Origin of the sequence: Marivita sp. (genome assembly GCF_051859345.1) — a bacterium.
Taxonomy (GTDB): domain Bacteria; phylum Pseudomonadota; class Alphaproteobacteria; order Rhodobacterales; family Rhodobacteraceae; genus Marivita.
This window is the reverse complement of the sequence record NZ_JBHYFV010000008.1, coordinates 80911-106371: the sequence shown is the minus strand read 5'-3', so window position 1 is coordinate 106371 and position 25461 is coordinate 80911. Positions and strand designations below refer to the sequence as shown.

The window sequence follows — 25461 nt, the reverse complement described above, 5'->3', positions numbered from 1 at the left end:
AAAATAGGTCAGTATAAGTGACTTTTCTTTCGCGCTGGTCTTCTATAATCAGACGCGACAACAGGCAGGGAAGGACGCGAGTCATGGCAAAGCAGCCAATGTTGAAGTTCGTGCAGGTTGCACGCGACATGCCCACAAAGCGCGGAGCGGATCAGCGGCGCGAGGACTTCCACGAGATTTACGCGGAATACGCAGACGCCAAGGCCAAGGAGCAGTCCAGCCGCTGTTCGCAGTGCGGCGTGCCCTATTGCCAGACGCATTGTCCGTTGCACAACAACATTCCTGACTGGTTGCGCCTGACTGCGGAAGGGCGGTTGCAGGAAGCCTACGAGGTCAGCCAGGCCACCAACACCTTCCCTGAAATCTGTGGTCGCATCTGCCCGCAGGATCGGCTGTGTGAAGGCAATTGCGTAATCGAAAAGTCGGGTCATGGCACCGTCACCATCGGCGCGGTCGAGAAATACATCACCGATACCGCGTGGGACAAGGGTTGGGTCAAGCCGATCAAACCCGCACGGGAACGCAAGGAAAGCGTGGCGGTTATTGGCGCGGGCCCAGGCGGTCTGGCCGCTGCCGACGTGCTGCGCCGTCAGGGTGTGCAGGTCACGGTCTATGATCGCTATGACCGCGCGGGCGGTCTTTTGACCTATGGCATTCCGGGCTTCAAGCTTGAGAAGCCGGTTGTCATGCGCCGTAATGAGCAGCTGGAAAAGGGCGGTGTGCGCTTTGTTCTGAACTGCAATATCGGCGAGGACATGTCGTTCGAGGACATTCGCGAACAGCACGACGCGGTGATTATCGCAACCGGCGTTTACAAGTCGCGCGATCTGGGTGGGCCCGGTTCGGGGGCCAGCGGCATCGTGAAGGCGCTTGATTTCCTGACTGCCTCCAACCGCAAGAGCTTTGGCGACGAGGTTGCCGAGTTCGACAGCGGAGAGTTGAATGCCGAGGGCAAGCGTGTTGTGGTCATCGGTGGTGGCGACACTGCGATGGACTGCGTGCGGACTGCGATCCGTCAGGGGGCCACATCGGTGAAATGCCTCTACCGTCGTGATCGCGCCAACATGCCCGGATCGCAGCGCGAGGTGCAGAATGCCGAGGAAGAGGGCGTGCAGTTCGAATGGCTGACCGCGCCCAAGGGCTTTATCGGTGAGCCGGTTGAAGGTGTGATGGTCCAACGGATGCGTCTGGGTCTGCCCGACGCCACGGGCCGTCAGATGCCCGAACTGATCGAGGGATCGGACTACGTTGAGCCTGCCGATCTGGTGATCAAGGCGCTTGGGTTCGAGCCGGAAGAACTGCCGACCCTTTGGGGTGTGCCAGAACTTCAGGTGACCCGTTGGGGGACCATCAAGGCCGAGTTTACCACAGGCGCAACCGCGCTGCCGGGTGTGTACGCCGTGGGCGATATCGTGCGTGGCGCCTCGTTGGTTGTCTGGGCGATTCGCGATGGGCGTGACTGCGCCGACGCGGTGCTTCAGCAGTTGAACGGCGCGAGCGCCGTTGCGGCCGAATGAGCCAGCTTGCGGGCCAGTGTCTGTGTGGGGCTGTCACGGTCACGTTCGAACCGATCGCGCCGAAACTGGGTGCGTGCCATTGTGAAATGTGTCGTCGATGGACCGGAAGCGCGTTTCTCGAGATCGATGCGAAGCCGGGATCGTTGAAAGCCGACGGGCCGGTCAAGAATTACACGTCATCGGATTGGGCGGAGCGGGCCTGGTGCGACACATGCGGGACAACGCTTTGGTATCATCTGACGATTCCCGGTCACGACTATTACAGTGTGTCGGCCGGGCTTGTGGATGATGCAGGCGGCCTGAAGCTTGAGACTGAAATCTACATTGATGTGAAACCCGATGGCTACGCCTTTGCCGGGGATCACGAGACCAAAACCAAAGCCGAAGTCGAAGCAGGATTTGCGGCGTTTGTGGAAGGAACGAAGCCATGACCAAGTATGATGCAGAATGGGTCCGTGCCGAGGAAGCCAAGCGCAAATGGATGGCCGAGAACGGTCTCTATTCCGAAGAAGACGAGCATTCGTCCTGTGGCGTTGGCCTCGTGGTCAGCCTTGATGGCAAGCCGTCACGCAGGGTTGTCGCAGCAGGAATCGACGCGCTCAAGGCGATCTGGCACCGGGGTGCTGTCGATGCCGATGGCAAGACCGGCGATGGCGCGGGCATTCACGTTCAGATCCCGGCCCCTTTCTTTTACGACCAGATCGAACGCACCGGCCACACGCCGCGCATGGACGAATTGATGGCAATTGGTCAGGTGTTCCTGCCCCGCACGGATTTTGGCGCGCAGGAAACCTGCCGGACCATCGTGGAAACCGAAGTCCTGCGCATGGGCTATTACATCTATGGCTGGCGGCATGTTCCGGTAAGCGTTGGTTGCCTTGGCGAAAAGGCCAATGCCACCCGCCCCGAGATTGAGCAGATCCTGATTTCCAATTCCAAAGGTGTTGATGAAGACACCTTTGAGCGCGAGTTGTATGTGATCCGCCGCCGGATCGAAAAAGCGGCTGCTGCGGCTGGCATCGGTCAGTTGTACATCGCGTCGCTGTCCTGCCGGTCGATCATCTACAAGGGCATGATGCTGGCTGAACAGGTGGCCGAATTCTATCCCGATCTGCAAGACGAGCGGTTTGAATCCGCTTTTGCAATCTACCACCAGCGCTATTCGACCAACACCTTCCCACAGTGGTGGCTGGCGCAGCCGTTCCGCATGTTGGCGCATAACGGTGAGATCAACACGCTCAAGGGCAACGTCAACTGGATGAAGAGCCACGAGATCCGCATGGCCTCGGGCGCGTTTGGCGACCTGGCCGAGGATATCAAGCCAATCATCGCGAATGGGGCGTCGGATTCCGCTGCGTTGGATGCGGTGTTCGAAGTGCTGGTGCGGGCGGGGCGCAATGCGCCGATGGCGAAGACCATGCTGATCCCGGAATCGTGGTCCAAACAGGCCATCGAATTGCCCGAGGCGTGGCGGGATATGTATTCCTACTGCAACTCCGTGATGGAGCCGTGGGATGGCCCTGCGGCGCTTGCCATGACTGATGGTCGTTGGGTTTGTGCCGGGCTTGACCGGAACGGTTTGCGTCCGATGCGCTATGTGGTGACTGGCGACGGGATGCTCATTGCCGGGTCCGAGGCGGGCATGGTGCCGATTGACGAAGGCACCGTGCGCGAAAAAGGCGCGCTTGGTCCGGGGCAATTGCTCGCCGTTGATATGAAAGAGGGCAAGCTGTATCACGACGTCGAGATCAAGAACAAACTGGCTGCCAGCCAGCCCTTTGGTGATTGGGTTGGCAAGATCAACGAACTTGACGAAGACCTTGCGAAAGTGACGGAAAAACCGCTTTTCGAAGCCGGAGATTTGCGCCGCCGTCAGATCGCAGCAGGTTATACGATTGAAGAGCTCGAGCAGATCCTTGCGCCGATGGCCGAAGACGGCAAGGAAACGCTGGCGTCGATGGGGGATGATACGCCCTCTGCGGTGCTGTCCAAGAAGTACCGCCCGTTGTCGCATTACTTCCGCCAGAACTTTAGCCAGGTGACCAACCCGCCGATTGACAGCTTGCGCGAATTCCGCGTGATGAGCCTCAAGACCCGGTTTGGGAACCTCAAGAACGTGCTGGACGAAAGCAGCGCCCAGACCGAGATCCTCGTGCTGGACAGCCCGTTTGTCGGCAATGCGCAGTTCAAGGAATTGGCCAATCACTTCAACGCCGGTCTGTGCGAGATCGACTGTACCTTCCCGGCGACGGGCGAACACGGCGCCTTGCAGGTCGCGTTGGAGCGTATCCGCTCCGAAGCGGAAGACGCTGTGCGGTCGGGTGCGGGGCATATCACGCTGACGGACGAATTCTGCGGCGAAGACAAGGTCGCGATGCCGATGATCCTTGCCACCAGCGCTGTCCACAGCCACCTGACACGCAAGGGTCTGCGGACCTTCTGTTCGATCAATGTGCGGTCGGCGGAATGTATCGACCCGCATTACTTTGCCGTGCTGATCGGTGCGGGTGCGACGGTCGTGAACGCCTATCTGGCCGAGGATTCGCTGAACGACCGGATCAAGCGGGGGCTGCTGGACCTTACGCTGACCGAGGCGGTGGCCAAGTACCGTGAAGCGGTGGATCAGGGCTTGCTCAAGATCATGTCGAAGATGGGGATTTCGGTGATTTCCTCCTATCGCGGGGGTCTGAACTTCGAGGCCGTGGGTCTGAGCCGTGCCATGTGTGCGGAATACTTCCCCGGCATGCTGAGCCGGATTTCGGGCATTGGCCTGAACGGGCTTCAGCGCAAGGCCGAGGAAATCCACGCGCTGGGCTTCCGCGGTGGTCAGGACGTTCTGCCGATTGGTGGCTTCTACAAGGCACGCAAATCGGGCGAGACCCACGCTTGGGGCGCGCAGACGATGCACCTGATGCAGATGGCATGTAACAAGGCGTCCTATGAGATCTGGAAGACCTATTCCAAGGCGATGCAGGCGAACCCGCCGATCCATCTGCGCGATCTGCTGGCGATCAAGCCGCTGGGCGAACCGATCCCGCTGGAACAGGTGGAGAGCATCACCAGCATCCGTAAGCGGTTTGTGACTCCGGGCATGTCGCTGGGCGCGCTGTCGCCCGAGGCACACAAGACGCTGAACGTGGCGATGAACCGGATCGGAGCCAAGTCCGACTCGGGTGAAGGCGGCGAAGACCCGGCGCATTTCGTGCCGGAGCCGAACGGCGACAACCCCTCTGCCAAGATCAAGCAGGTGGCGTCGGGTCGTTTTGGCGTGACCGCCGAATACCTCAACCAATGCGAAGAGCTTGAGATCAAGGTCGCGCAAGGGGCCAAGCCCGGTGAGGGTGGTCAGCTTCCGGGGATGAAGGTCACCGACCTGATCGCCCGTCTGCGCCATTCGACCAAGGGTGTGACGCTGATCTCCCCGCCGCCGCACCACGACATCTATTCGATCGAGGATCTGGCGCAGCTGATCTACGACCTCAAGCAGATCAACCCGCGCTGCAAGGTGACGGTCAAGCTGGTGGCGTCGTCTGGCGTTGGTACAATTGCTGCTGGTGTGGCCAAGGCCAAGGCGGACGTGATCCTGATTTCCGGCCACAACGGTGGCACCGGCGCGTCGCCCGCGACCTCGATCAAATACGCCGGTCTGCCGTGGGAAATGGGTCTGACCGAAGCGCATCAGGTTCTGTCGATGAACAAGCTGCGGGATCGCGTGACCTTGCGGACCGATGGTGGCCTGCGCACCGGGCGTGACATTGTCATGGCCGCGATGCTGGGGGCCGAAGAGTACGGTATCGGCACCGCAGCGCTGATCGCGATGGGCTGTATCATGGTGCGTCAGTGCCAGTCGAACACCTGCCCGGTTGGCGTGTGCACGCAGGATGAAGAGTTGCGTGGCAAGTTCACCGGCAACGCGGACAAGGTGGTGAACCTCATCACCTTCTACGCGCAGGAGGTCCGCGATGTGCTGGCGTCCATCGGGGCAAAGTCGCTGGACGAGGTGATCGGGCGTGCCGACCTGCTGGGTCAGGTCAGCCGTGGTTCGGATCATCTGGATGATCTGGATCTCAATCCGCTGTTGATCCGGGTCGATGGGTCGGACGACATCGTTTATGATCGCAACCGCCCGCGAAACCCGGTGCCGGATACGCTTGATGCGGAAATCGTGCGCGATGCGGCGCGGTTCCTTGAAGATGGTGAAAAGATGCAGTTGTCCTACGCGGTTCAGAACACCGACAGGACCGTGGGTACACGCACGTCGAGCCATATCGTGAAGTCCTTCGGCATGCGCAACGCGCTGCAACCGAACCACCTGACCGTCAAACTCACCGGCTCTGCGGGACAGTCTCTGGGGGCGTTTGCCGCGCCGGGGCTGAAGCTTGAAGTGTCGGGTGATGCCAACGACTATGTCGGCAAGGGCCTGTCGGGCGGCACCATCGTGGTGCGTCCACCGATGATGTCACCGCTGGTGGCGGCCGAGAACACGATCATCGGCAACACTGTGCTTTATGGGGCGACCGATGGCTACCTCTTTGCCGCCGGGCGCGCAGGTGAGCGTTTCGCCGTGCGCAACTCTGGCGCCAGGGTCGTGGTCGAGGGATGTGGATCGAACGGCTGCGAATACATGACCGGCGGTGTTGCGGTGATCCTGGGTGATATCGGTGCCAACTTTGGCGCGGGCATGACCGGGGGCATGGCCTATCTTTATGATCCGGAAGGCAAGGCGCAGGCGCTCATGAACATGGAAAGCCTTGTGACCTGCCCGGTCACCGTCGATCAATGGGTTGATGAGTTGAAAGGTCTGATCGAACGCCATGTCGAGGAAACCATGAGCCGCAAGGCACAGGACATTCTTCAACACTGGGACATCGAACAGGCGCATTTCGTCCAGGTCTGCCCGAAAGAGATGCTGAACAAGATCAAGTATCCTTTGGGGATCGAAGCCAAGGCTGTTCCGGCAGAGTGATCTGACATCAGGACAAAGCGAAAAGCCCGGCCGCACTGCCGGGCTTTTTGTTTTCCGCGCCTTTGGCGTCGCGGAGGCCTGGCGAAACGTAAAGCTTTCATGGTTTTGCCATAGCTGTGCCGCGGGGGGACCGAATTTTCCCGGTATCGCATTTCGGACACGCGAACAGTGAGGGATGTTTTCTTGGATGGCGGTTACGCCTAATGTGCCTGCAATGGCAGGCAGTAAACCCAAATCGACGCCGCAACAGGGACCCCGGCTGGACAAGCCGAAGCCCAAACGCATGCGCAAGTCCAAGGAACCGTCCCTCGTGGACCGAATCCTTGCGCCCTATCGCTGGCTGGCCAGGTGGAGCATCCGCACGGCATTTGCGCTGGTGGTTCTGGTGTTGGCTGTGGTTGCCGTGTTCGGTGTGTTGAACCCGCCCACGACCCATACCATGTGGTCCGAAGGGCGTCGGCTGGGCGCCCCTGTGGATCACATCTGGGTCGATGCAGAGCAGATCGCGCCGGTGATGTTCCGGTCGGCGGTGGCAGCTGAGGATGCCAATTTCTGTCTGCACTGGGGCTTTGACGTCGAAGCGATTCAGGCCGCGATCGAGGCTGGTGGCGCCCGTGGCGCGTCGACGATTTCTCAGCAGGTGGTGAAGAACGTGTTCCTCTGGCAGCAGCGGTCATGGGTGCGCAAAGGCCTGGAGGCCGTGCTGACTCCTGTTGCCGAAGCGATGTATTCCAAGCGACGTTTGCTTGAGCTGTATCTGAACGTGGCCGAGTTTGATGAAGGTGTGTTCGGCGTGGAGGCGGCAGCGGTGCATTATTTCGGCGTGGATGCGCGCGATCTGACCGCGTTGCAGGCGGCGCGACTGGCGGCGGTGTTGCCGTCTCCGAAGACGCGGTCCGCCTCTCAGCCCAGTGGTTTTGTCGATCAAAGGGCGCGCTCGATCCGGGCCGGGGCCGAGACCATCAATCAGGATGGGCGGGCCTCGTGTTTCCAGGACTGAGCCCGCAGGGATGAGACGAAAACCGCGCGGTCGGGATTAAACCACATGCGGACCATTGTATTGCGATGCGGATCGCGGCAATTAGAGGATACAATCACCACCATCCCCGGGACCCGTTTCGCATGGCCAAACTGTATCATGTTCCGCTGTCACCGTTCTGCCGGAAGGTGCGCCTGAGCCTTGCGGAAAAGAAGATCGAGTGCGAGTTGATCGAGGAGCGGTACTGGGAAAAAGACCCGGATTTCCTGCGTCGCAACCCGGCCGCCAAGGTGCCGGTTCTCAAGATCGACGGGCGCACGATGGCCGAAAGTGCGGCGATCTGCGAGTATCTCGAAGAGAAATATCCCGAACCGCCGCTGATGCCACGCTCGTCCGAGGCGCGCTACGAGGTGCGGCGCCTGGTGGGCTGGTTCGATGACAAGTTCCACAACGAAGTGACGTCCAAGCTCTTGTACGAGCGGGTCAACAAGAAGGTCACCAAGCAGGGGTTTCCCGACAGCGGCAACGTGAAATCCGGGGCCAAGGCGATCAAGTATCATCTGGATTACATGGCATGGTTGCTGGACCATCGGCGCTGGCTTGCGGGTGATACGATGACGCTGGCGGATTTTGCAGCGGCGGCGCATCTGTCGTCACTGGATTACATCCGCGATGTGGACTGGAACCGCAGTGATGCGGTCAAGGATTGGTATGCCAAGATCAAATCGCGCCCGGCGTTCCGGTCGATTTTGGCAGATCAGGTGCCGGGCTTTCCTCAGCCTCCGCATTATGCCGATCTGGATTTCTGATCCCGGCGTTGGAGTGAGGGGCCAGCCCCTCACACTCCCCGGCATATTTGGAAAAAGAAGAAGTTGGGGGCGGGGATGGACCTGACGGCCCGGATCAAATCACAGGCTCTGGCTGAAGGGTTTTCGGCCTGTCGCATCTGTCGGCCGTGGGATGTGCCCGAGATGCCCACGCGGCTGCGCGCGTTTCTTGACAAGGGGTATCACGGGCAAATGGGCTGGCTGGAAGACCGCGCCCCTTGGCGCGCCGCGCCACAGGTGCTTTGGCCCGAGGCGAAATCGGTGATCATGCTGGCCGAGACCTATGGGCCGGAGCAGGATCCGCTGGAGGTGCTGGAGCAGCGTGAGCAGGCGGCGATTTCCGTCTATGCGCAGAACCGCGATTACCATGATGTCGTCAAGAAGAGGCTCAAGCGCTTGGCGCGGTGGTTGATCGAGCAGGTCGGCGGCGAGGTGAAAGTGTTTGTCGACACCGCCCCGGTGCCTGAAAAGGCTTTGGGTCAGGCGGCCGGGCTTGGTTGGCAGGGCAAGCATACCAATCTGGTGTCGCGCGATCTTGGGTCGTGGTTCTTTATCGGATCGGTGTTCACGACGCTTGACCTGACGCCCGATGCTGCAGAGGTGGATCATTGCGGATCGTGCCGGGCCTGTCTGGATGTCTGCCCGACCGATGCCTTTCCCGCGCCCTACCAGTTGGACGCGCGGCGCTGCATTTCCTACCTGACAATCGAACATCATGGCCCAGTGGATGAAGATCTGCGCGGGCTGATGGGGAACCGGATCTATGGGTGTGACGATTGTCTGGCGGTCTGCCCGTGGAACAAGTTCGCGCAACGTGCCTCAGAAACCAGATATCATGCGCGCGACGATTTGAAAGCTCCGGACCTGGCCGAGCTTGCCGGTTTGGACGATGCGGCGTTCCGGGCGCGTTTTTCGGGATCGCCCATCAAGCGGATCGGTCGAAACCGCTTTGTTCGCAACGTGCTTTATGCGATTGGCAATTCCGGGTCCGCGCGGCTGCGGTCCGTCGCGCAGGGATTGACGGATGATCCGGATCCCACGGTCGCGGATGCGGCGCGCTGGGCGGTTTTGCAAGGGTAACAGATGGCGATATTGTTGGGCGTGGATACCGGCGGCACCTATACCGATGCCGTGCTGATGCGCGACGAAGAGTCGGTCATCGCCAGTGCCAAGGCACTGACCACGCGCCATGATTTGGCTGTGGGTGTGTCCGAGGCGGTGCGCGCGGTTCTGGACGCGTCAGGCGTAGCGCCGTCTGACATCGCCTTGGCATCGCTGTCCACAACCCTGGCGACCAATGCACTGGTCGAGGGGCAGGGCGCGCGGGTTGCGCTGATCTATATCGGATTTGCGGAACGGGATCTTGCGGCGCAGGGGTTGCGCGAGGCATTGGCAGATGATCCGGTTTTCCTGATCGCAGGGGGACACACCCATGCCGGGTCCGAAGTGGCGTCTTTGGATACAAAAGCCATCACGGATTGGGCTGCAGCGCAGGACGTGTCGGCTTTTGCCATTGCGGCGCAGTTTGGCACGCGAAACCCGGCCCATGAGGTGGCGGCGCGAGAGGTGGTCAGGGCGGCGACGGGCAAGCCAGTGACCTGTTCACACGAGCTTTCTGCGAAACTCGGCGGACCGAAGCGGGCCTTGACAGCCTTGTTGAATGCCCGGCTGATCGGGCTGACGCATCGTTTGATCGGGCGCGCGGAGGGCGCCTTGCGCCAGCTTGGGATTGATGCGCCGCTGATGGTGGTGCGGGGCGATGGGGCGCTCATGTCGGCGGCGCAGGCGCAGGAGCGGCCCATCGAGACGATCCTGAGCGGCCCGGCGGCGTCGATTGTCGGGGCGCGCTGGCTGACCGGGGCGGAGACTGCTTTGGTGTCGGATATCGGTGGGACGACAACCGACATTGCCTTGATGCAGAACGGTCGGCCGGTCATTGACCCGGATGGCGCGCGGGTTGGTCCCCATCGCACCATGGTCGAGGCGGTTGCCATGCGCACACATGGTCTGGGGGGGGACAGTGAAGTTCACCTTGCAGCCCATGGGTTGGACACCCGTGTGACGCTGGGGCCAAGGCGCGCGCTACCGGTCGCCCTGATCGCGGGCGATGCGCCGGAGATCGTTCACCGGACGCTTGATGCGCAACTGAGCCGCGCTGTGCCGGGTGAGCATGATGCGCGGTTTGTGCGTCGTGTGGCGGGGCAGGACGATGTCGGATTGTCCGAGCGTGCGCGGTCGGTTCTGGCGCGTGTGACAGAGGTGGTTCATCCCTTGTCCGAGGTTCTGACCTCCAGGCTGGACGCGCAGGCGCTGCGGGTTCTGGTGTCGCGCGGGTTGGTGCAGGTGGCGGGACCGACGCCCACAGATGCGCTGCATGTGTTGGGAATGTTCACACATTGGGACGCGACTGCGTCGGAAAAGGCGATGTTGCTCTTGGCGCGCAAGCGATCCGGATCGGGCGAAAAGCACGCCCAGAGCGCGCGGGACATGGCGCGGCAGGTGGCGGATGCGTTGACCGATGCGACGGGAACGGCACTTTTGGAGGCGGGTTTTGCGGCCGATGGGGTAGAAGATCCGTCAGCGGCAGCGCGCCATCCGCTTGTGCATCGGGGATTGCGTCAGGTTCCGGGCCTTGTGCGGATGACAACAGCGCTGGGCGTGCCCGTGGTGGGTTTGGGCGCGTCTGCGCGGGTGACCTACCCGGCGGTGGGTGCTTGGCTGAATGCCGAAACTTTGTTGCCCGATCATGGGGATGTGGCCAATGCGATCGGGGCGGTCACCGGGCGGGTTCGGATGATCCGCGAAGGCATGGTTACATGCCCGTCCGAGGGGTTGTTCCGGGCACATCTTGGCGATGTACCGCAGGACTTTGGTGATGCAGAAAGCGCGTTATCGGCTTTGGAGACAACCCTGAAGGCGGCGGCGCAGGCGGATGCGGAGACGGCCGGCGTTGCGTCGGTTCATCTCAGTGTGTCGCGAGACATCAAGCGGGTCGAAATCGAAGCCCGCGAGATGTTTGTCGAGGCACGCATCGTGGTTGAGGCAACCGGGCGTCCCCGCATTGCCAGTCACGACGTGGCGACGGCGCTGTAACAAGGGTTGGACTTTGATCTGTCCGCGCCATTTACTGTGCCAAGACCACGGACAGGAGGCGAATTATGGCCAAGTACGACAAGAACCCGGCAGTCATCGAGACTCTGACTCCCGAGCAGTTCTACGTCACGCAGGAAAGCGGGACGGAACGGCCCGGAACGGGGGCGTATCTTGATAACAAGGAGCCCGGTATTTACGTCGATATCGTGAGCGGCGAGCCATTGTTCGCCTCTGCCGACAAGTACGAGTCCGGTTGTGGCTGGCCGAGCTTTACCAAGCCGATCGAACCTGCGCATGTGAACGAATTGCGCGATATCAGCCATGGGATGATCCGTACCGAAGTGCGCTCGACTCACGGCGACAGCCATTTGGGCCATGTTTTTCCCGATGGCCCGCAAGACCGCGGTGGTTTGCGCTATTGCATCAATTCCGCCAGCCTTCGGTTCATCCATCGCGATGACATGGAGGCCGAGGGCTATGGCGACTATCTGGAACAAGTGGAGGATGTGGCATGAGTGAACGTGCTGTTTTGGCCGGGGGCTGTTTCTGGGGCATGCAGGATTTGATCCGCAAGTTGCCCGGAGTTGAGGCGACCCGCGTGGGATACACGGGCGGCGACGTACCGAACGCGACCTATCGCAATCACGGGACACATGCGGAAGGGATTGAGATTGTCTTCGATCCTTCGGTGATGTCGTATCGCGCGTTGCTGGAGTTCTTCTTTCAGATCCACGATCCGACAACGCTGAACCGTCAGGGAAATGACCGGGGATTGAGCTATCGGTCTGCGATCTATTATGTGGACGAGACCCAGAAAGACTGTGCTTTGGACACGATTGCGGATGTGAACGCTTCTGGCATCTGGCCGGGCAAGGTTGTGACCGAGGTGGAGCCGGTTGGAGACTTCTGGGAAGCCGAGCCGGAACATCAGGATTACCTGGAGCGAATTCCGCATGGCTATACCTGCCATTTCCCGCGCGCGGATTGGGTTTTGCCGAAACGGGATGCGGCAGAGTAGGAAGCGATTTCGAAATCGCTTTGAATGGCTTTTCGAAAAGCCATTCCGCCCCGTTCAACAGTGGCGCATCAGGCGCATGGCGTCGTAGATGGCAGCGTGAAGGTTGCGGGCCGAGACCGCGTCGCCGATGCGAAAGAGCTGGAACCCATTGGCGGGTGTCGGTTGTGCGGTCCCGTCGATCAGCGCGTCGTAGTCCACTTCGCCCGCGTTTGCGCTCAGCGGTTTCAGCGCAAAATAGAGATCGTCCAACGGCATGGTGCCGTAGTTGACGACAATCTGATCGTAGCTTTTTTCATAGCGATGATCGCTGTAATCCGTGCCGATGGTTGCAGTCAGCGTGTTTCCCGTTCGGGTGACGCCAAGCAGGCGGCGGGTGACGGTGAAGGTGACATCCTTGTCCTGCAAGCTGCGCATATAGGGAACGAGGTTCATGCCCATGATATCTGGCGCGAAGGTGCGGTCGGGGGTCATGACCTCGACCTGTGAACCGGCTTCTGCTGCGATCTCGGCAGCTTGCAGTCCCGGATGGTCACCGGTTTCGTCGTAGATCAGCACGCGTTCGGCCGGTTTCACGTCGCCAGCGATGATATCCCAGGCCGAGATCACATGGTCGGCGTCCCGCCCGGTTTCATGAAGTTCGAGATTGGGCAGACCGCCCGTCGCAACAATCACCACATCGGGGGTGAGCGCGGTGACGTCTTCCGCCTCGGCCCAGGTGTTGAAGTGGAAGGTCACGTCACGGGCGGCGCATTGGGCCATGCGCCAGTCGATAATGCCGATCATCTCGCGTCTGCGTGGGGTCTGGGTGGTCAGGCGGATCTGGCCGCCGGGGTCGGGTTGGGCCTCGAATACTGTAACGTCATGGCCACGTTCTGCGGCGACGCGCGCTGCTTCCAACCCGCCGGGGCCTGCACCGACGATCACCACCTTGCGACGGTTGGTGGCGGGCGCGATATCGTGCGGGACCGACAGTTCACGGCCCGTGGACACGTTGTGGATGCACAGCGCCTCACCCGCGCCATAGATGCGATCAAGGCAGTAGGTGGCCCCGACGCAGGGGCGGATATCCTGTTCGCGCCCTTCGATGATCTTGTTGACGATATGCGGATCAGCCATGTGCGCCCGGGTCATGCCGACCATGTCCAATAGCCCCGCCTCGACCGCGTGGCGGGCCGTTGCGACATCGGGGATGCGTGCGGCGTGAAAGGTGGGCAGTCCGGTGGCAGCGCGAACAGTCCCGGCAAAATCCAGATGCGGCGCGCTTTTCATGCCCTGCACGGGAATCACGTTTGTCAGTGACGGGTCGGTGTGGACACGGCCCCGGATCACGTTGAGGAAATCAAGCTGACCGGTGGCGGTGACAATCCTGGCCATCTCGACGCCTTGTTCTGCCGTGATCCCACCCTTTTGTACCTCGTCTGCGGCCATGCGGAATCCGATGATGAACTCTGCACCTACGCGCTTGCGGACTGCCGCCAGCACGTCGAGGGGAAAGCGCATCCGGTTTTCCAGCGTGTCTGCGCCGTAGGGGCCGGTCAGGTCATTGGTCAGCGGTGACCAGAACTGATCAAGCAGATGCCCGTAGACCTCAAGCTCTATCCCATCCATGCCGCCCGCCTTCATCCGCTCTGCCGCATCTGCAAAATCGGTGATGATGCGCGCGATGTCCCAATCCTCGACGCGTTTTGGAAAGGCGCGATGTGCCGGTTCGCGGTGTTTGGAGGACGACACCGAAGGGAGCCAATCCCCTTTGTTCCAGACGGTCCGACGGCCCAGATGCGTCAGCTGGATCATTGCGGCGCAGCCATGTTCATGAAGCGCGTCGGTCAGACGGGTGATCCAGGGCACGACGCGATCATCATGGGCGATCACGTTGTTGAACACCGGTGGGCTGTCCCTTGACACCGAAGCCGAGCCTGCGGTCATCGCCATCGCGACACCACCCTTGGCGCGTTCGGCGTGATAGGCGATGTAGCGGTCCTTTGGCATCCCGTCTTCGGGATAGGCAGGTTCATGTGCCGTGGTCATGATCCGGTTTTTCAGCGTCAGATGTTTGAGCTGAAATGGCTGAAGAAGCGGGTCTTTGGACATGGCGGATTCCGTCTCTGGCATGAGGCCAGTATTTGGTGAAACGTTCAATCATGTCATGCCAAAACCGACGGTTCCTGTCGGTTTGGCCATTGGTGAGCGGGTCAGCGCAGACCGGCGGTCAGGTCTTGGAGTTGCCGATCCGGGGTTCGGTGCCGTCCTTGAGACGTCCAAGGTTTTGACGGTGTCGCCAGACGATCAGGAACGCGAGCAGGAGGGTCAGTGCAAAGATCTGACCCTGTCCGACAAGCAGGCACATCAAGGGCGCCCAAGCGGCGGCCACAAGGGCCGAAAGGCTGGATATGCGGCTTATTGCGGCTGTGGCCACCCATACCGCGCAGGCCAGGAGTCCGACCGGCCATGCGAGCGACAGCATCAGACCAAGGAAGGTGGCAACGCCTTTGCCCCCCTTGAAGCCAAGCCAGGCCGGAAAGCAATGGCCCAGAAAGGCGGCAAGTGCGGCGATCTGGGCCGCATCCTCGCCAGCCAGTGCACGCGCAAGCAGAACCGCGACCGCCCCTTTTGCGCCATCCAGCACCAGGGTTGCGGCGGCGGCCCCTTTGTTGCCTGTGCGCAGAACGTTGGTCGCGCCGATGTTGCCGGATCCAATTTCGCGCAGATTGCCAAGGCCCATGGCTTTGGTCAGGATGAGTCCGAACGGGATGGAGCCCAGCAAGTAGCCGATGATGCCCCAAAGAGCGAGGACGACAAGGCTTGACTCAAGTGCTGGCATCAGGCGCTCCGGTAGACCGATGTTCCGCTCACGAAGGTTTCCAGAACCTTACCTTGCAAGCGCGCGCCGTCAAAGGGTGTGTTTTTCGACTTGGACAGAAGTTTGAACCGGTCCAGCACGATGGGTTTGTCGGGATCGAACAGCACAAGATCGGCAGGCGCGCCTTTGCTCAGGCGCCCGCAATCCAGCCCAAGACGTCTTGCCGGGTTGAGAGAGAGCGCGCGGAAGAGCGTCGGCAGGTTCAGATCACCGGAGTGATAAAGCCGCATCAGAACCGGAAGCATGGTCTCAAGACCGACCGCGCCGCTTGCCGCTTCTTCAAAGGGGAGCCGTTTGCTTTCTTCGTCCTGTGGCGTGTGAAACGACCCGATCACGTCGATCAGCCCGGATTTCACAGCCTCGACCACCGCCTGCCGGTCATCCTCGGCCCTGAGCGGCGGCTTGACCTTGAAAAAGGTGCGGTAGTCGGCAACGTCGAATTCATTGAGCGTCAGGTGATGCATCGAAATGCCGGCCGTCACGTCAAAACCGTTGTGTTTCGCACGTTCCAAAGGTGGCAGGGCGCGGGCCGTGGTGATCTGGTCGGCGTGGTAGCGTACGCCCGTCATTTCGACCAGCGCGATGTCGCGATCAAGGCCCATACGTTCGGCCATCGGCGTGACGGCGGGCAATCCCCGGAGTGAGGCGAACTTGCCCGATGTCGTGGCCGCCCCGGCCGACAGGGTGGGTTCCTGCGGATGACCAACGACGAGGGCACCAAGCGCACGGGCATAGGTCATCGCGCGGCTCAGAACCTTGGTGTCGCGCACCACGCGGTCGCAATCGGTGAAGGCCACCGCGCCCGCATCCATTAGAAAGCCGATCTCTGTCATTTCGCGTCCGTCGCGGCCTTTGGTCAGCGCGGCCATGGGCAGAACATGGACCGGTGCGGCCTCATTGGCGCGACGGCGGACAAATTCGAGCGTCTCCGGCGTGTCGATGGCGGGGTTGGTGTCGGGGCGTGTGACGATGGTGGTCACGCCGCCTGCCGCAGCCGCCTGACCGGCAGAGCCATAGCTTTCCTTATGGCGTTCGCCGGGTTCGCAGATTTTCACGCCGATATCGACAATCCCAGGGGCAAGGCATTTGCCGCCCGCGTCGCGTCGGTTGTCTGCCGGGACAGTATCGCTGCTGATGTCCGGGTTGGGCGTTTCGAACACCTCGGCAATCACGCCATCGCGCAGCAGAACCGCGCCTGGGGTGACGGTTCCCGTCTCGGGGTCGATCAAACGGGCATTGGTGATGAGGAACGTCATGTCAGGCCGCCTCTTGCTGACGGAAATCATTGATCTGGTCGATCACGGCCCTTGGGTCTGGTTGGTACTTGATCAGGTGTTTGTTGCCCGTTTTCGTGATCACCTGAACCGAGCCGGCAATGACGCGCAGTTTGACGATTTCATCCAGGTCGGCCTTGCGTTCATACGGTCCCTTGAGGCCGAATTTTGTCAGGGTCCAGGTTTCTTCCATGACCTCATCGGCAAGATACCAACCCCGCAACGCCACAGCCGCAAGACCGCCGATCGCTCCCGTCCAGATGTGTGGGTTGCCCACGGCCCATAGGATCAGCATCCCGACCACCATCGCAATCGCAGTCATCACGGCGTGCGCGCGGATGTAGGTGGCCATGTCAGGTTTGAATTCAATCATAAGCGCTTTCGGCGGGCAGGTCAGTTGAGCAGAAGTTTGGCAAGGATGATGCCCGAGGCGATCAGGAAAAACAGCCCCACGACAAACCAGAGTGCGGAGTTTGATTTTTGCGGTTTCGGTGCGGACGCCCCGCTGCCGATGCCTTTGGCCGACTCTGTCAGGATCGGCCCGACGCGGGTGGCCGGTTTGGGTTCATTGAACGTGCCGATCCAGCGCAGCGGGGCCGAAATGGTCAGCTCCTGTTCGGTCTGGTTGAAGGCCTGCGACGGCAAAACAAGCGCAAAGCCTGTCAGCGCGTCCAGACGTGTCCGCATCGTGCCAAGGTCAGATCTGCTGACGTCATGAGCGTTGATCAGGTATTGCGACAGGGGCATTTCACCCAGATCGCGAATGTTGATCACCTCGACAAAGGCCTGGCGCAGCGACTTGGCCCCAAGCGCGTATTGCAGCGGCCATTCACCGGTTCCGGCCTGCATGGTGAACCTTTCGATTGCTTCGCGGGGCAGGTCGATGTGAAACACGCGGATCACGCCCCGTTCGCTGCTCTTGATGTGCATGGATGCGCTCACACCATCACACCTTCGTCTTGCGAAGCGCGCCGGTCTCGCAGGGACCGGGCCAGCAAATCCATTGCGGCCATGCGCACGGCAACACCCATTTCCACCTGTTCCTGAATAACCGACCGGTTGATGTCATCGGCCAGCGTTCCGTCGATTTCCACACCACGGTTCATCGGGCCGGGGTGCATGATGATGGCGTCTTCCCGCGCATGGCTCAGCTTTTCGGCGTCCAGCCCATAGCGGTGGTAATATTCCCGTTCGGACGGGATAAAGCCGCCATCCATCCGCTCTTTCTGCAAACGCAGCATCATCACGACATCGACGTCCTTGAGCCCTTCACGCATGTCTTCGAACACTTCGACACCAAATTCACCAATCCCTGCAGGCATCAGCGTCGGCGGGCCGACCAGACGCACACGGTTTTCCATCTTGCCCAGCAGCATGATATTGGACCGCGCGACGCGACTGTGGGCAATATCACCGCAGATCGCGATAGACAGGCGGTGCAGCCGCCCTTTGGCGCGCCGGATCGTCAGCGCATCCAGAAGCGCCTGTGTCGGATGTTCGTGTCTGCCGTCGCCTGCGTTGAGAACTGCGCAGTTCACCTTTTGGGACAGCAGGTCCACCGCGCCTGACTGTGGATGGCGTACCACCAGAAGATCGGGGCGCATCGCGTTCAGTGTCAGCGCGGTGTCGATCAGCGTTTCGCCCTTTTTGACCGAACTGGCCTGCATCGCCATGTTCATCACATCCGCGCCCAATCGCTTGCCGGCAAGCTCAAAGCTGGCTTGTGTGCGGGTCGAATTCTCGAAGAACATGTTGATCTGCGTCATCCCCGCAAGCACGTTGGTGCTTGGCGTCCGCTTGCGGTTGCGATCTGCGTATTGGTCGGACAGGTCCAACAGCGTGGTGATTTCGTCCGGGCGAAGGGGTTCGATCCCGAGAAGGTGTCGTTGCGCAAAAATCATGTGGAGTTCCAGAACGAAGCAGCTTGCTTATAGGCGTCACCCTGCGTGCCAGCAAGTATCGCACCTGTCTTTAGATCAAGCGCGTGATTTGTCAGGTTATCCACAGCTTTTCTTGAATTCAACTCTCCGTCAGGTTGACTTTCGACCGTGTGTTGTATTAAAAACAGACGGTGGACTGAGGGGAAAACATGAAATTTTACAATAAGTTAACTGGCCTCCTGCTGGCGGCCGGTCTGGGCTTGTCTGCATGTGCAGAGCAAGCGCAGAGGGTGCCTGCGTCGTATATTCCGAGCCTCGTTTTTCGAGGCGCGTCGTGTGCTGAACTCAATGAAGAGCAACGTGTGCTTGCGATGCATGTAAGGCATGTCGCTGATTTGCAGCGAAACTCTGCTCAATGGGACACGGCTGCGGTCTTTTTCTACAGCACGTTTATTTTTTTCCCGGCAATTCTTGCGCTTCCTTTGACCGTCGATCAACAAGCGCAGTTGGCTTCGGCGCGTGGATTCTATGATGCGATTGTGAAAGCTCGCATTGAGCAAGGCTGCATCACGGGTCACCCAAGCGCTCCGGGGCAAGTACGGAGCTATGGTCAATCACCAAGCTATGGACATACAGTGACCGTGCCCAACTGGAAGCGCTATCCGGGGCAGTTCCCTCCGATGTGATCTTCTGTGTGACTGCGGTGCATGAACGCCGCTTTTGCACGGACCCGTGCCGGGATAAGCTCCCGGCATGGATTCGCAGATAGACTGGCATGCGGCACGGGCCGCGCTTGAATGGCAGCTTGAGATGGGTGTGACCGAGGCTATCTCGGACGTGCCCGTCAATCGCTTTGAACAGGTGGCCCCGCCGCCCATGGCGGGTATCTCTCCGGCTGTGTCTGCACCCGCTGTTCCCGTTCAGCCGTCCCAAAGCGTTGATCCTGTGGCCGAGGCCGAAACGGCGGCGCGGGTGGCTGGCGATTTGGCGGCCCTGAAGTCAGCCATGGCGGCTTTTCCGCATTGTGACTTGCAGAAAGGGGCGCGCAATCTGGTGTTCTGCGATGGCGTTCCCGGATCCTCGGTGATGATCGTGGGCGAAGCGCCGGGGCGTGAAGAGGATCAGATCGGCAAGCCATTTGTGGGTCGTGCGGGGAAATTGCTCGACAGGATGCTGGCCGCGATTGATCTGGGCCGGGATCACGACAGCGCGCAAGGCGTCTACATCACCAATGTCCTGCCCTGGCGCCCACCGCAGAACCGGGACCCGAAACCGACAGAAATGGCGATGATGCTGCCGTTCCTGAAGCGGCACATCGAACTGGCCCAGCCAAAGCTGCTGGTCGTCATGGGCAATATCCCGTGTCAGGCGCTGTTGGGCAAACGCGGGATCACCCGATTGCGCGGGCAGTGGGATGAGGCGGTGGGTCTGCCGGTGTTGCCGATGTTCCATCCGGCGTATCTTTTGCGGACCCCGGCAGCAAAGCGTGAGACCTGGGCAGATCTTTTGGAACTGCGCGCGCATCTGGACAAGAAAGCCTGAATCATGAGCCGTATCGACGAGAGCAAAGACTTCATGCCCATCCGCATCGCCGTGTTGACGGTCAGCGACACGCGGTCGCTGCAAGAGGATCGGTCGGGTGACACGCTTGTGGCCCGGATCGAAGGCGCGGGGCATATCGTGGCGGATCGCAAGATCATTCAGGACGAACGTGATCAGATTGCGGCACAGTTGCGCGACTGGTGTGATCAACCCGACATTGATGTGGTGATCTCGACCGGGGGAACCGGACTCACGGGGCGGGATGTCACCGTTGAGGCGCATCGCGATGTCTACGAGAAAGAGATCGACGCGTTCGGCACGGTCTTCACCATGGTGTCGTTTCAGAAGATCGGCACAAGCGCCGTCCAAAGCCGTGCGACCGGCGGGGTGCGCAATGGAACCTACCTCTTTGCGCTGCCCGGCAGCCCCGGTGCGTGCAAGGACGCGTGGGACGAGATTTTGAGCCTTCAGCTCGATTATCGGCACCGTCCTTGTAACTTTGTCGAGATTTTACCGCGATTGGACGAACATTTGCGACGGAAATGACGATACACTTCGTGTGATAAACGAACGTGTTATTGGAAAACATTCAGTTTTGGCTATTTGATAGGCCAGCACTGTTACCGAGGATTGTCGCCAATGCGGTTTCTACGCCGTAGCCTGACGGGGCTTTTTCTACTTTCTCTGACGCTTGGGCTTTTGGCTTATGCCGCTGTACAGGTGCGCGATGCCGTGCAAGTGCGCATGGCGCAGGAACCGCGCAGCTTTCCGCAGCGGGAACGTGTCTTTGCGGTCAACATTGTCAGGGCCGAGTTTGAAACGATCACGCCGGTGCTGACGGCGTTCGGGCAGATCGAAAGCGTGCGGACTCTTGAAATCCGTGCTGCCGCCGGCGGCCGCGTGATCGAGATCGCACCGGAGTTTGTCGAAGGTGGCACCGTGACCGAGGGCCAGATGCTTGTTCGGATTGATCCAACCGATGCAGAGTCAGTGTTGCAACGTGTGCAGAGTGACATCGTTGATGCCGAGGCCGAACAGCGCGAGGCGGAACGCGCCATCGTTCTGGCGCAGGATGAGCTTGAGGCCGCCGAAGAACAGGCAACCCTGCGTGAGCGGGCCTTTCAGCGTCAGCGTGATCTGCAGGATCGTGGCGTCGGAACCGCCGCCGCGGTCGAGGTGGCCGAGCTTGCTGCCGCGCAGGCCCGCCAGGCCGTCTTGTCCCGCAGACAGGCCGTGGCTCAGGCCGAGGCGCGGATTGATCAGGCCACCACACGCCTGTCGCGCGCCATCATCGCCGAGGCCGAGGCGCAGCGGCGATTGGATGACACGTTGATCACGGCAGATTTTACCGGAACCCTGGCCGAGGTGTCCGTGGTTCAGGGGCGTCTGGTGTCGTCAAACGAACAATTGGCGCGGTTGATTGATGCGGACGCGCTCGAGGTGGCCTTCCGTGTGTCGACGCAGCAATTTGCGCGCCTTCTGAACGAGGAAGGTCAGTTGTCCAAAGCGGACGTGACCGTTGTTCTGGACGTGTTCGGAACCAACCTGACCGCGACTGGCACGTTGAGCCGTTCCGGTGCAGCGGTGGGGGATGGTCAGACAGGGCGACTCTTGTTCGCCAACCTGACTAGCGCACCCGGATTCCGCCCCGGGGATTTCGTGACCGTGCAGATCGACGAACCGCCGCTGGACCGCGTTGCCCGTTTGCCTGCATCGGCGCTGGATGCGGCAAACGAGGTACTGGTTCTGGCCGAAGATGACCGGCTTGAGGTGGTTTCCGTCACTCTGTTGCGGCGTCAGGGTGATGATGTTCTGGTGCGCGCGCCTGTCCTTCAGGGGCGCGATGTTGTGGCAGAACGGACGCCGCTTCTGGGGGCCGGGATCAAGGTGCGTCCCTTGCGCCAGGCCGGACAGGCTGCGCCGGAAGAACCCGAGATGGTCGAGTTGACGGAAGAACGGCGCGCGCGGCTGACCGCCTTTGTGCAAGCCAACACACGGATGCCGGAAGAAGCCCGCCAGCGCATCCTGAACCAATTGTCCCAAGGCACTGTACCGGTTCAGGTGGTGGATCGCATCGAATCCCGGATGGGGGGCTAACCGATGGCGCGGGCACTTTCCGGCAAAGCTGGCGGCGTTCTCAGCTATTTCGTGCGTCACAGGACGGTTGCGAACCTGCTCTTGATCCTGCTGATCGCGGCGGGTGCGTTTTCGATCCCGAACATGCGCGCGCAATTCTTTCCGGACGTGATCATTGATGATGTGGACGTGTCGGTGGCGTGGGATGGCGCAGGTGCGGAAGACGTGGATCGTGGTATCGTTCAGGTGCTTGAACCGGTGATCCTGTCCGTTGAAGGGGTTGAAAGCTCTGAAGCGTCGTCGCGCGAAGGGCGGGCTTCTATCCGGCTCGAGTTTGAGCCGGGATGGGACATGTCGCGCGCGGCTGACGATGTGAAGACGGCTGTGGACGCGGTCACGAACCTGCCTGCCGATGCCGAAGATCCCGTGGTTCGGCGTGGCGGTTGGAGCGATCGGGTGACGGATCTGGTGATCACGGGCCCAGTGGGTGTCGATCAGCTTGCACGCTTTGCGGACGAGTTGACGGCACGCCTGTTTGCCGAAGGCGTCACGCGTACAACGATAAGGGGTCTGTCGGCACCGCGTACCGTGATCGAAGTGCCGTCGGCCAACCTCATCGCGTTTGATATCTCCATCCGCGAGATCGCGACGGCCATTGGCCAGGAGGTCGATGCCGATCCGGCGGGCGATGTGGGCAACGCAAACACCCGCGTGCGGACCGGCGTGGAAAAGCGCAGCGCAGAACAGATTTCGAACATCGTTCTGCGGTCCAACGCGGATGGATCGAACCTGACCGTGGGCGATGTCGGCACGCTCTTCATCGAAGGGATCGACCGCCAGCGCAGCTATTTTGTAGGAGAGAACCCGGCGATTTCGATCCGCGTCGACCGCAGCGACCAAGGGGATGCCATCGCGATCCAGCGCACCGTCGAAGAGGTCGCCTCAGAATTCGAGGCGTCCTTGCCGGACGGTGTGTCGGTCGATCTGATCCGCACAAGGGCCGAGGCGATTTCGGGGCGTCTGGACATCCTGTTGGACAATGGCCTGACGGGTCTTGTCCTGGTGGTCATGCTGCTGTTCCTGTTCCTGAATGCACGGACGGCGTTCTGGGTGGCGGCGGGTATTCCAGTCGCAATGATGGCCGCGATTGCGCTGATGTATGCGGCCGGGATCACGATCAACATGATCTCACTGTTTGCGCTGATCATCACCTTGGGGATCGTGGTGGATGACGCCATCGTGGTTGGTGAACATGCCGACCATCTGGCGCGAAGCGGCCTGCCACCTGTCGAGGCGGCGGAACGCGCGGCGCATCGCATGGCGCTTCCGGTCTTTGCGGCGACCCTCACGACAATTATCGCGTTCTATGGGCTCGTGGTCATCGGCGGGCGCTTTGGCGATCTGATTTCGGATATTCCCTTTACCGTCATCGCGGTCCTTGCGGCGTCGCTGGTCGAATGTTTCCTGATCCTGCCGAACCACATGGCGCATGCGATTGCCCATAGCGCGAAAGAACACTGGTATGATGTGCCCTCGCGGGTGGTGAACCGGGGCTTCCGCTGGATGCGGGAAACCCTGTTCCGTCCGTTTATGGGCCTCGTCCTGCAGGCGCGCTATGCCGTGTTGGCGGGGGCGGTGGTGCTTCTGGCGTCGCAGGCGGCCTTGTTTATCCGCGGTGATGTGCAATGGCGGTTTTTCAATTCACCTGAGCAAAGCTCGGTCACCGGCAACTTTGCCATGGCACCGGGGGCTACACGCGACGACACAATCGAGATGATGCGCATCTTCCAGAAATCGGTCGAGGACGTGGCCGGATCGTTCGAAGAGCGTCATGGCGTCAATCCGATCGACTATGTAATTGCGGAAATCGGTGGCAATGCAGGTCGCGGTATTGCAGGTGCCGATACCAAGGATGCCGATCAGCTTGGCGGCATTTCCATCGAACTGATCGACGCCGATCTGCGCCCGTTTACCAGCGGTGCTTTCGTAAGCGAATTGCAGGACTCCGTGCAACGCCATCCCTTGGTGGAAACCATCAGCTTTCGCAGTTGGGGAAGCGGCCCGGCCAGCGATGCGCTGGATGTCCAGTTCTTTGGCGCAAGTGCCGAGACGCTGAAAGCGGCGTCCGAAGACCTCAAGACCGCGTTGCTGCAATATCCCGAAGTTTCGGCGGTCGAGGATAACCTGGCCTATGACAAGGAAGAACTGATCCTCGAATTGACACCGCAGGGTCAGGCGCTTGGCTTTACCATCGACGGGCTGGGCAGCGTCCTGCGCGCGCGCCTGGGTGGGGTTGAGGCGGCGACCTATCCCGACGGACCGCGCAGTGCGGAAATCCGTGTGGAACTGCCTGCTGATGAGCTGACCGCCGATTTTCTCGAACGCACGCAGATGCGGACTCCCGAGGGTGAATACGTGCAGCTTGCCGATATCGTCAGCGTGGATCGCCGGACCGGATTCTCGACGGTGCGGCGCGAAAACGGCATTCGCCTGATTTCGGTGACCGGCGACATCTCCGAAGACGATGCCGCGCGCGCAAACGACATCATGCTGGCGCTCGAGACAGAGATCCTTCCCACCATCGCAAGCGAACGGCAGGTGGAATACCGGCTTTCGGGGCTGAGTGAGCAGGAAGGGGAATTCCTGAAAGATGCGCGGACCGGCCTGATCCTGTCGCTGTTGGCGATCTACCTTGTGCTGTCATGGGTCTTTGCAAGCTGGACCAGACCCCTGGTGGTGATGTCTGTGATCCCGTTCGGATTGGTCGGAACGATCTATGGCCATGCGCAATGGGATGTGTCGCTCAGCATGTTTACGGTGGTGGGCCTGTTGGGCATGACCGGAATCATCATCAACGACTCTATTGTCCTGGTGACGACGATTGACGAAAAAGCGCAGGAGCGGGGGCTGATCCCGTCGATCATTGACGGTGCTGCAGACCGCCTGCGTCCTGTGTTCCTGACCACGGCGACAACGGTTCTGGGGTTGGTGCCGCTTCTGTATGAGCAATCAAATCAGGCTCAGTTCCTCAAGCCGACGGTAATCACGCTGGTCTACGGTCTTGGGTTTGGCATGTTTCTCGTGTTGCTGATCGTACCGTCGCTGATCGCGATTCAGAATGATATCGGTCGCCTGACCCAGACGGCGCGACGTGGCTTGCGGTTCCGCCGGACTGGAGTGCGGATGGGGCTGAGTGTGGCTGCCGCGCTGATTGTCGGATGGCTGGGCGCAACGATGGGGGCTTTCGCCCTCACCGGGGCCTTGCCAGAGCCGTTGCGCGCGGTATTGGCCCAAGCTGGGCTTGCCGGTGACACCACGCTGGCGATGAGTCTGGGTCTGTTTGTGGCGGGCGCTGCGGTGATCTGCCTTGGGCTTTATAGCCTTGGAGCAATTGCCATGGGTGTGTCGAGGGCGCGGCGGTCCGCCTGA

At 60.7% G+C, this 25461-nt stretch carries 20 protein-coding genes; 14 read left to right on the top strand and 6 right to left on the bottom strand.

Features of this window, described 5'->3' with window-relative positions:
• Positions 1-83 precede the first annotated feature (83 nt).
• The 9 genes from ACTIEN_RS07840 (at position 84) to msrA (ending at position 12400) form a co-directional block, all read left to right on the top strand.
• Positions 84-1517, top strand: a complete 1434-nt coding sequence (locus tag ACTIEN_RS07840; protein ID WP_439522566.1) for an NAD(P)-dependent oxidoreductase — start codon at positions 84-86, stop codon at positions 1515-1517.
• The gene (locus tag ACTIEN_RS07835) at positions 1514-1948 is read left to right on the top strand and encodes a GFA family protein (protein WP_439522565.1); all 435 of its coding nucleotides are present in this window, start codon (positions 1514-1516) and stop codon (positions 1946-1948) included. Before ACTIEN_RS07840 ends, ACTIEN_RS07835 begins: the two co-directional genes overlap by 4 nt.
• Complete coding sequence (gene gltB, locus ACTIEN_RS07830; RefSeq protein WP_439522564.1) at positions 1945-6483, top strand: glutamate synthase large subunit; 4539 nt, start codon at positions 1945-1947, stop codon at positions 6481-6483. The genes ACTIEN_RS07835 and gltB overlap by 4 nt, the downstream gene beginning before the upstream one ends.
• A 214-nt stretch (positions 6484-6697) precedes the next feature.
• Positions 6698-7483 carry a monofunctional biosynthetic peptidoglycan transglycosylase gene (mtgA, locus tag ACTIEN_RS07825; protein WP_439522563.1) on the top strand — a complete coding sequence of 262 codons (786 nt, stop codon included), beginning with the start codon at positions 6698-6700 and terminating at the stop codon, positions 7481-7483.
• Between the two features lie 122 nt (positions 7484-7605).
• On the top strand, positions 7606-8271 hold the full coding sequence (fzlA, locus tag ACTIEN_RS07820; RefSeq protein WP_439522562.1) for an FtsZ-binding protein FzlA: 666 nt from the start codon (positions 7606-7608) through the stop codon (positions 8269-8271).
• Between the two features lie 75 nt (positions 8272-8346).
• On the top strand, positions 8347-9369 hold the full coding sequence (gene queG / locus ACTIEN_RS07815) for a tRNA epoxyqueuosine(34) reductase QueG (protein ID WP_439522561.1): 1023 nt from the start codon (positions 8347-8349) through the stop codon (positions 9367-9369).
• Between the two features lie 3 nt (positions 9370-9372).
• Complete coding sequence (locus ACTIEN_RS07810; RefSeq protein WP_439522560.1) at positions 9373-11382, top strand: hydantoinase/oxoprolinase N-terminal domain-containing protein; 2010 nt, start codon at positions 9373-9375, stop codon at positions 11380-11382.
• Between the two features lie 65 nt (positions 11383-11447).
• A complete protein-coding gene (msrB, locus tag ACTIEN_RS07805) occupies positions 11448-11897 on the top strand; it encodes a peptide-methionine (R)-S-oxide reductase MsrB (RefSeq protein ID WP_439522559.1) in 450 nt (149 codons plus the stop codon).
• A complete protein-coding gene (msrA, locus tag ACTIEN_RS07800) occupies positions 11894-12400 on the top strand; it encodes a peptide-methionine (S)-S-oxide reductase MsrA (protein ID WP_439522558.1) in 507 nt (168 codons plus the stop codon). Before msrB ends, msrA begins: the two co-directional genes overlap by 4 nt.
• A gap of 54 nt (positions 12401-12454) precedes the next feature.
• On the opposite strand, the gene ACTIEN_RS07795 is transcribed toward msrA, so the two are convergent.
• The 6 genes from ACTIEN_RS07795 to ACTIEN_RS07770 form a co-directional block, all read right to left on the bottom strand.
• Positions 12455-14491, bottom strand: coding sequence for an FAD-dependent oxidoreductase (locus tag ACTIEN_RS07795; RefSeq protein ID WP_439522557.1), 2037 nt, complete (start codon positions 14489-14491; stop codon positions 12455-12457).
• Between the two features lie 118 nt (positions 14492-14609).
• Positions 14610-15221 carry a glycerol-3-phosphate 1-O-acyltransferase PlsY gene (gene plsY, locus ACTIEN_RS07790; protein ID WP_439522556.1) on the bottom strand — a complete coding sequence of 204 codons (612 nt, stop codon included), beginning with the start codon at positions 15219-15221 and terminating at the stop codon, positions 14610-14612.
• The gene (gene pyrC, locus ACTIEN_RS07785; RefSeq protein ID WP_439522555.1) at positions 15221-16516 is read right to left on the bottom strand and encodes a dihydroorotase; all 1296 of its coding nucleotides are present in this window, start codon (positions 16514-16516) and stop codon (positions 15221-15223) included. The genes plsY and pyrC overlap by 1 nt, the downstream gene beginning before the upstream one ends.
• A 1-nt stretch (position 16517) precedes the next feature.
• Positions 16518-16907 carry a hypothetical protein gene (locus tag ACTIEN_RS07780; protein WP_439522554.1) on the bottom strand — a complete coding sequence of 130 codons (390 nt, stop codon included), beginning with the start codon at positions 16905-16907 and terminating at the stop codon, positions 16518-16520.
• 20 nt (positions 16908-16927) lie between these two features.
• Positions 16928-17464, bottom strand: a complete 537-nt coding sequence (locus tag ACTIEN_RS07775) for an aspartate carbamoyltransferase catalytic subunit (protein ID WP_439522553.1) — start codon at positions 17462-17464, stop codon at positions 16928-16930.
• Between the two features lie 8 nt (positions 17465-17472).
• Positions 17473-18435, bottom strand: a complete 963-nt coding sequence (locus ACTIEN_RS07770) for an aspartate carbamoyltransferase catalytic subunit (protein ID WP_439522552.1) — start codon at positions 18433-18435, stop codon at positions 17473-17475.
• A gap of 188 nt (positions 18436-18623) precedes the next feature.
• Between ACTIEN_RS07770 and ACTIEN_RS07765 the strand changes: the two genes are divergently transcribed.
• The 5 genes from ACTIEN_RS07765 (at position 18624) to ACTIEN_RS07745 (ending at position 25461) form a co-directional block, all read left to right on the top strand.
• Positions 18624-19100 carry a hypothetical protein gene (locus ACTIEN_RS07765; RefSeq protein WP_439522551.1) on the top strand — a complete coding sequence of 159 codons (477 nt, stop codon included), beginning with the start codon at positions 18624-18626 and terminating at the stop codon, positions 19098-19100.
• 67 nt (positions 19101-19167) lie between these two features.
• Positions 19168-19956, top strand: a complete 789-nt coding sequence (locus ACTIEN_RS07760) for a uracil-DNA glycosylase (RefSeq protein WP_439522550.1) — start codon at positions 19168-19170, stop codon at positions 19954-19956.
• A 3-nt stretch (positions 19957-19959) separates the two neighbouring features.
• Positions 19960-20502 (top strand): molybdenum cofactor biosynthesis protein B, encoded by a 543-nt coding sequence (moaB, locus tag ACTIEN_RS07755; protein WP_439522549.1) that lies wholly within the window; start codon positions 19960-19962, stop codon positions 20500-20502.
• 93 nt (positions 20503-20595) lie between these two features.
• Positions 20596-22053 carry an efflux RND transporter periplasmic adaptor subunit gene (locus ACTIEN_RS07750; protein ID WP_439522548.1) on the top strand — a complete coding sequence of 486 codons (1458 nt, stop codon included), beginning with the start codon at positions 20596-20598 and terminating at the stop codon, positions 22051-22053.
• 3 nt (positions 22054-22056) lie between these two features.
• Positions 22057-25461, top strand: a complete 3405-nt coding sequence (locus ACTIEN_RS07745; RefSeq protein ID WP_439522547.1) for an efflux RND transporter permease subunit — start codon at positions 22057-22059, stop codon at positions 25459-25461.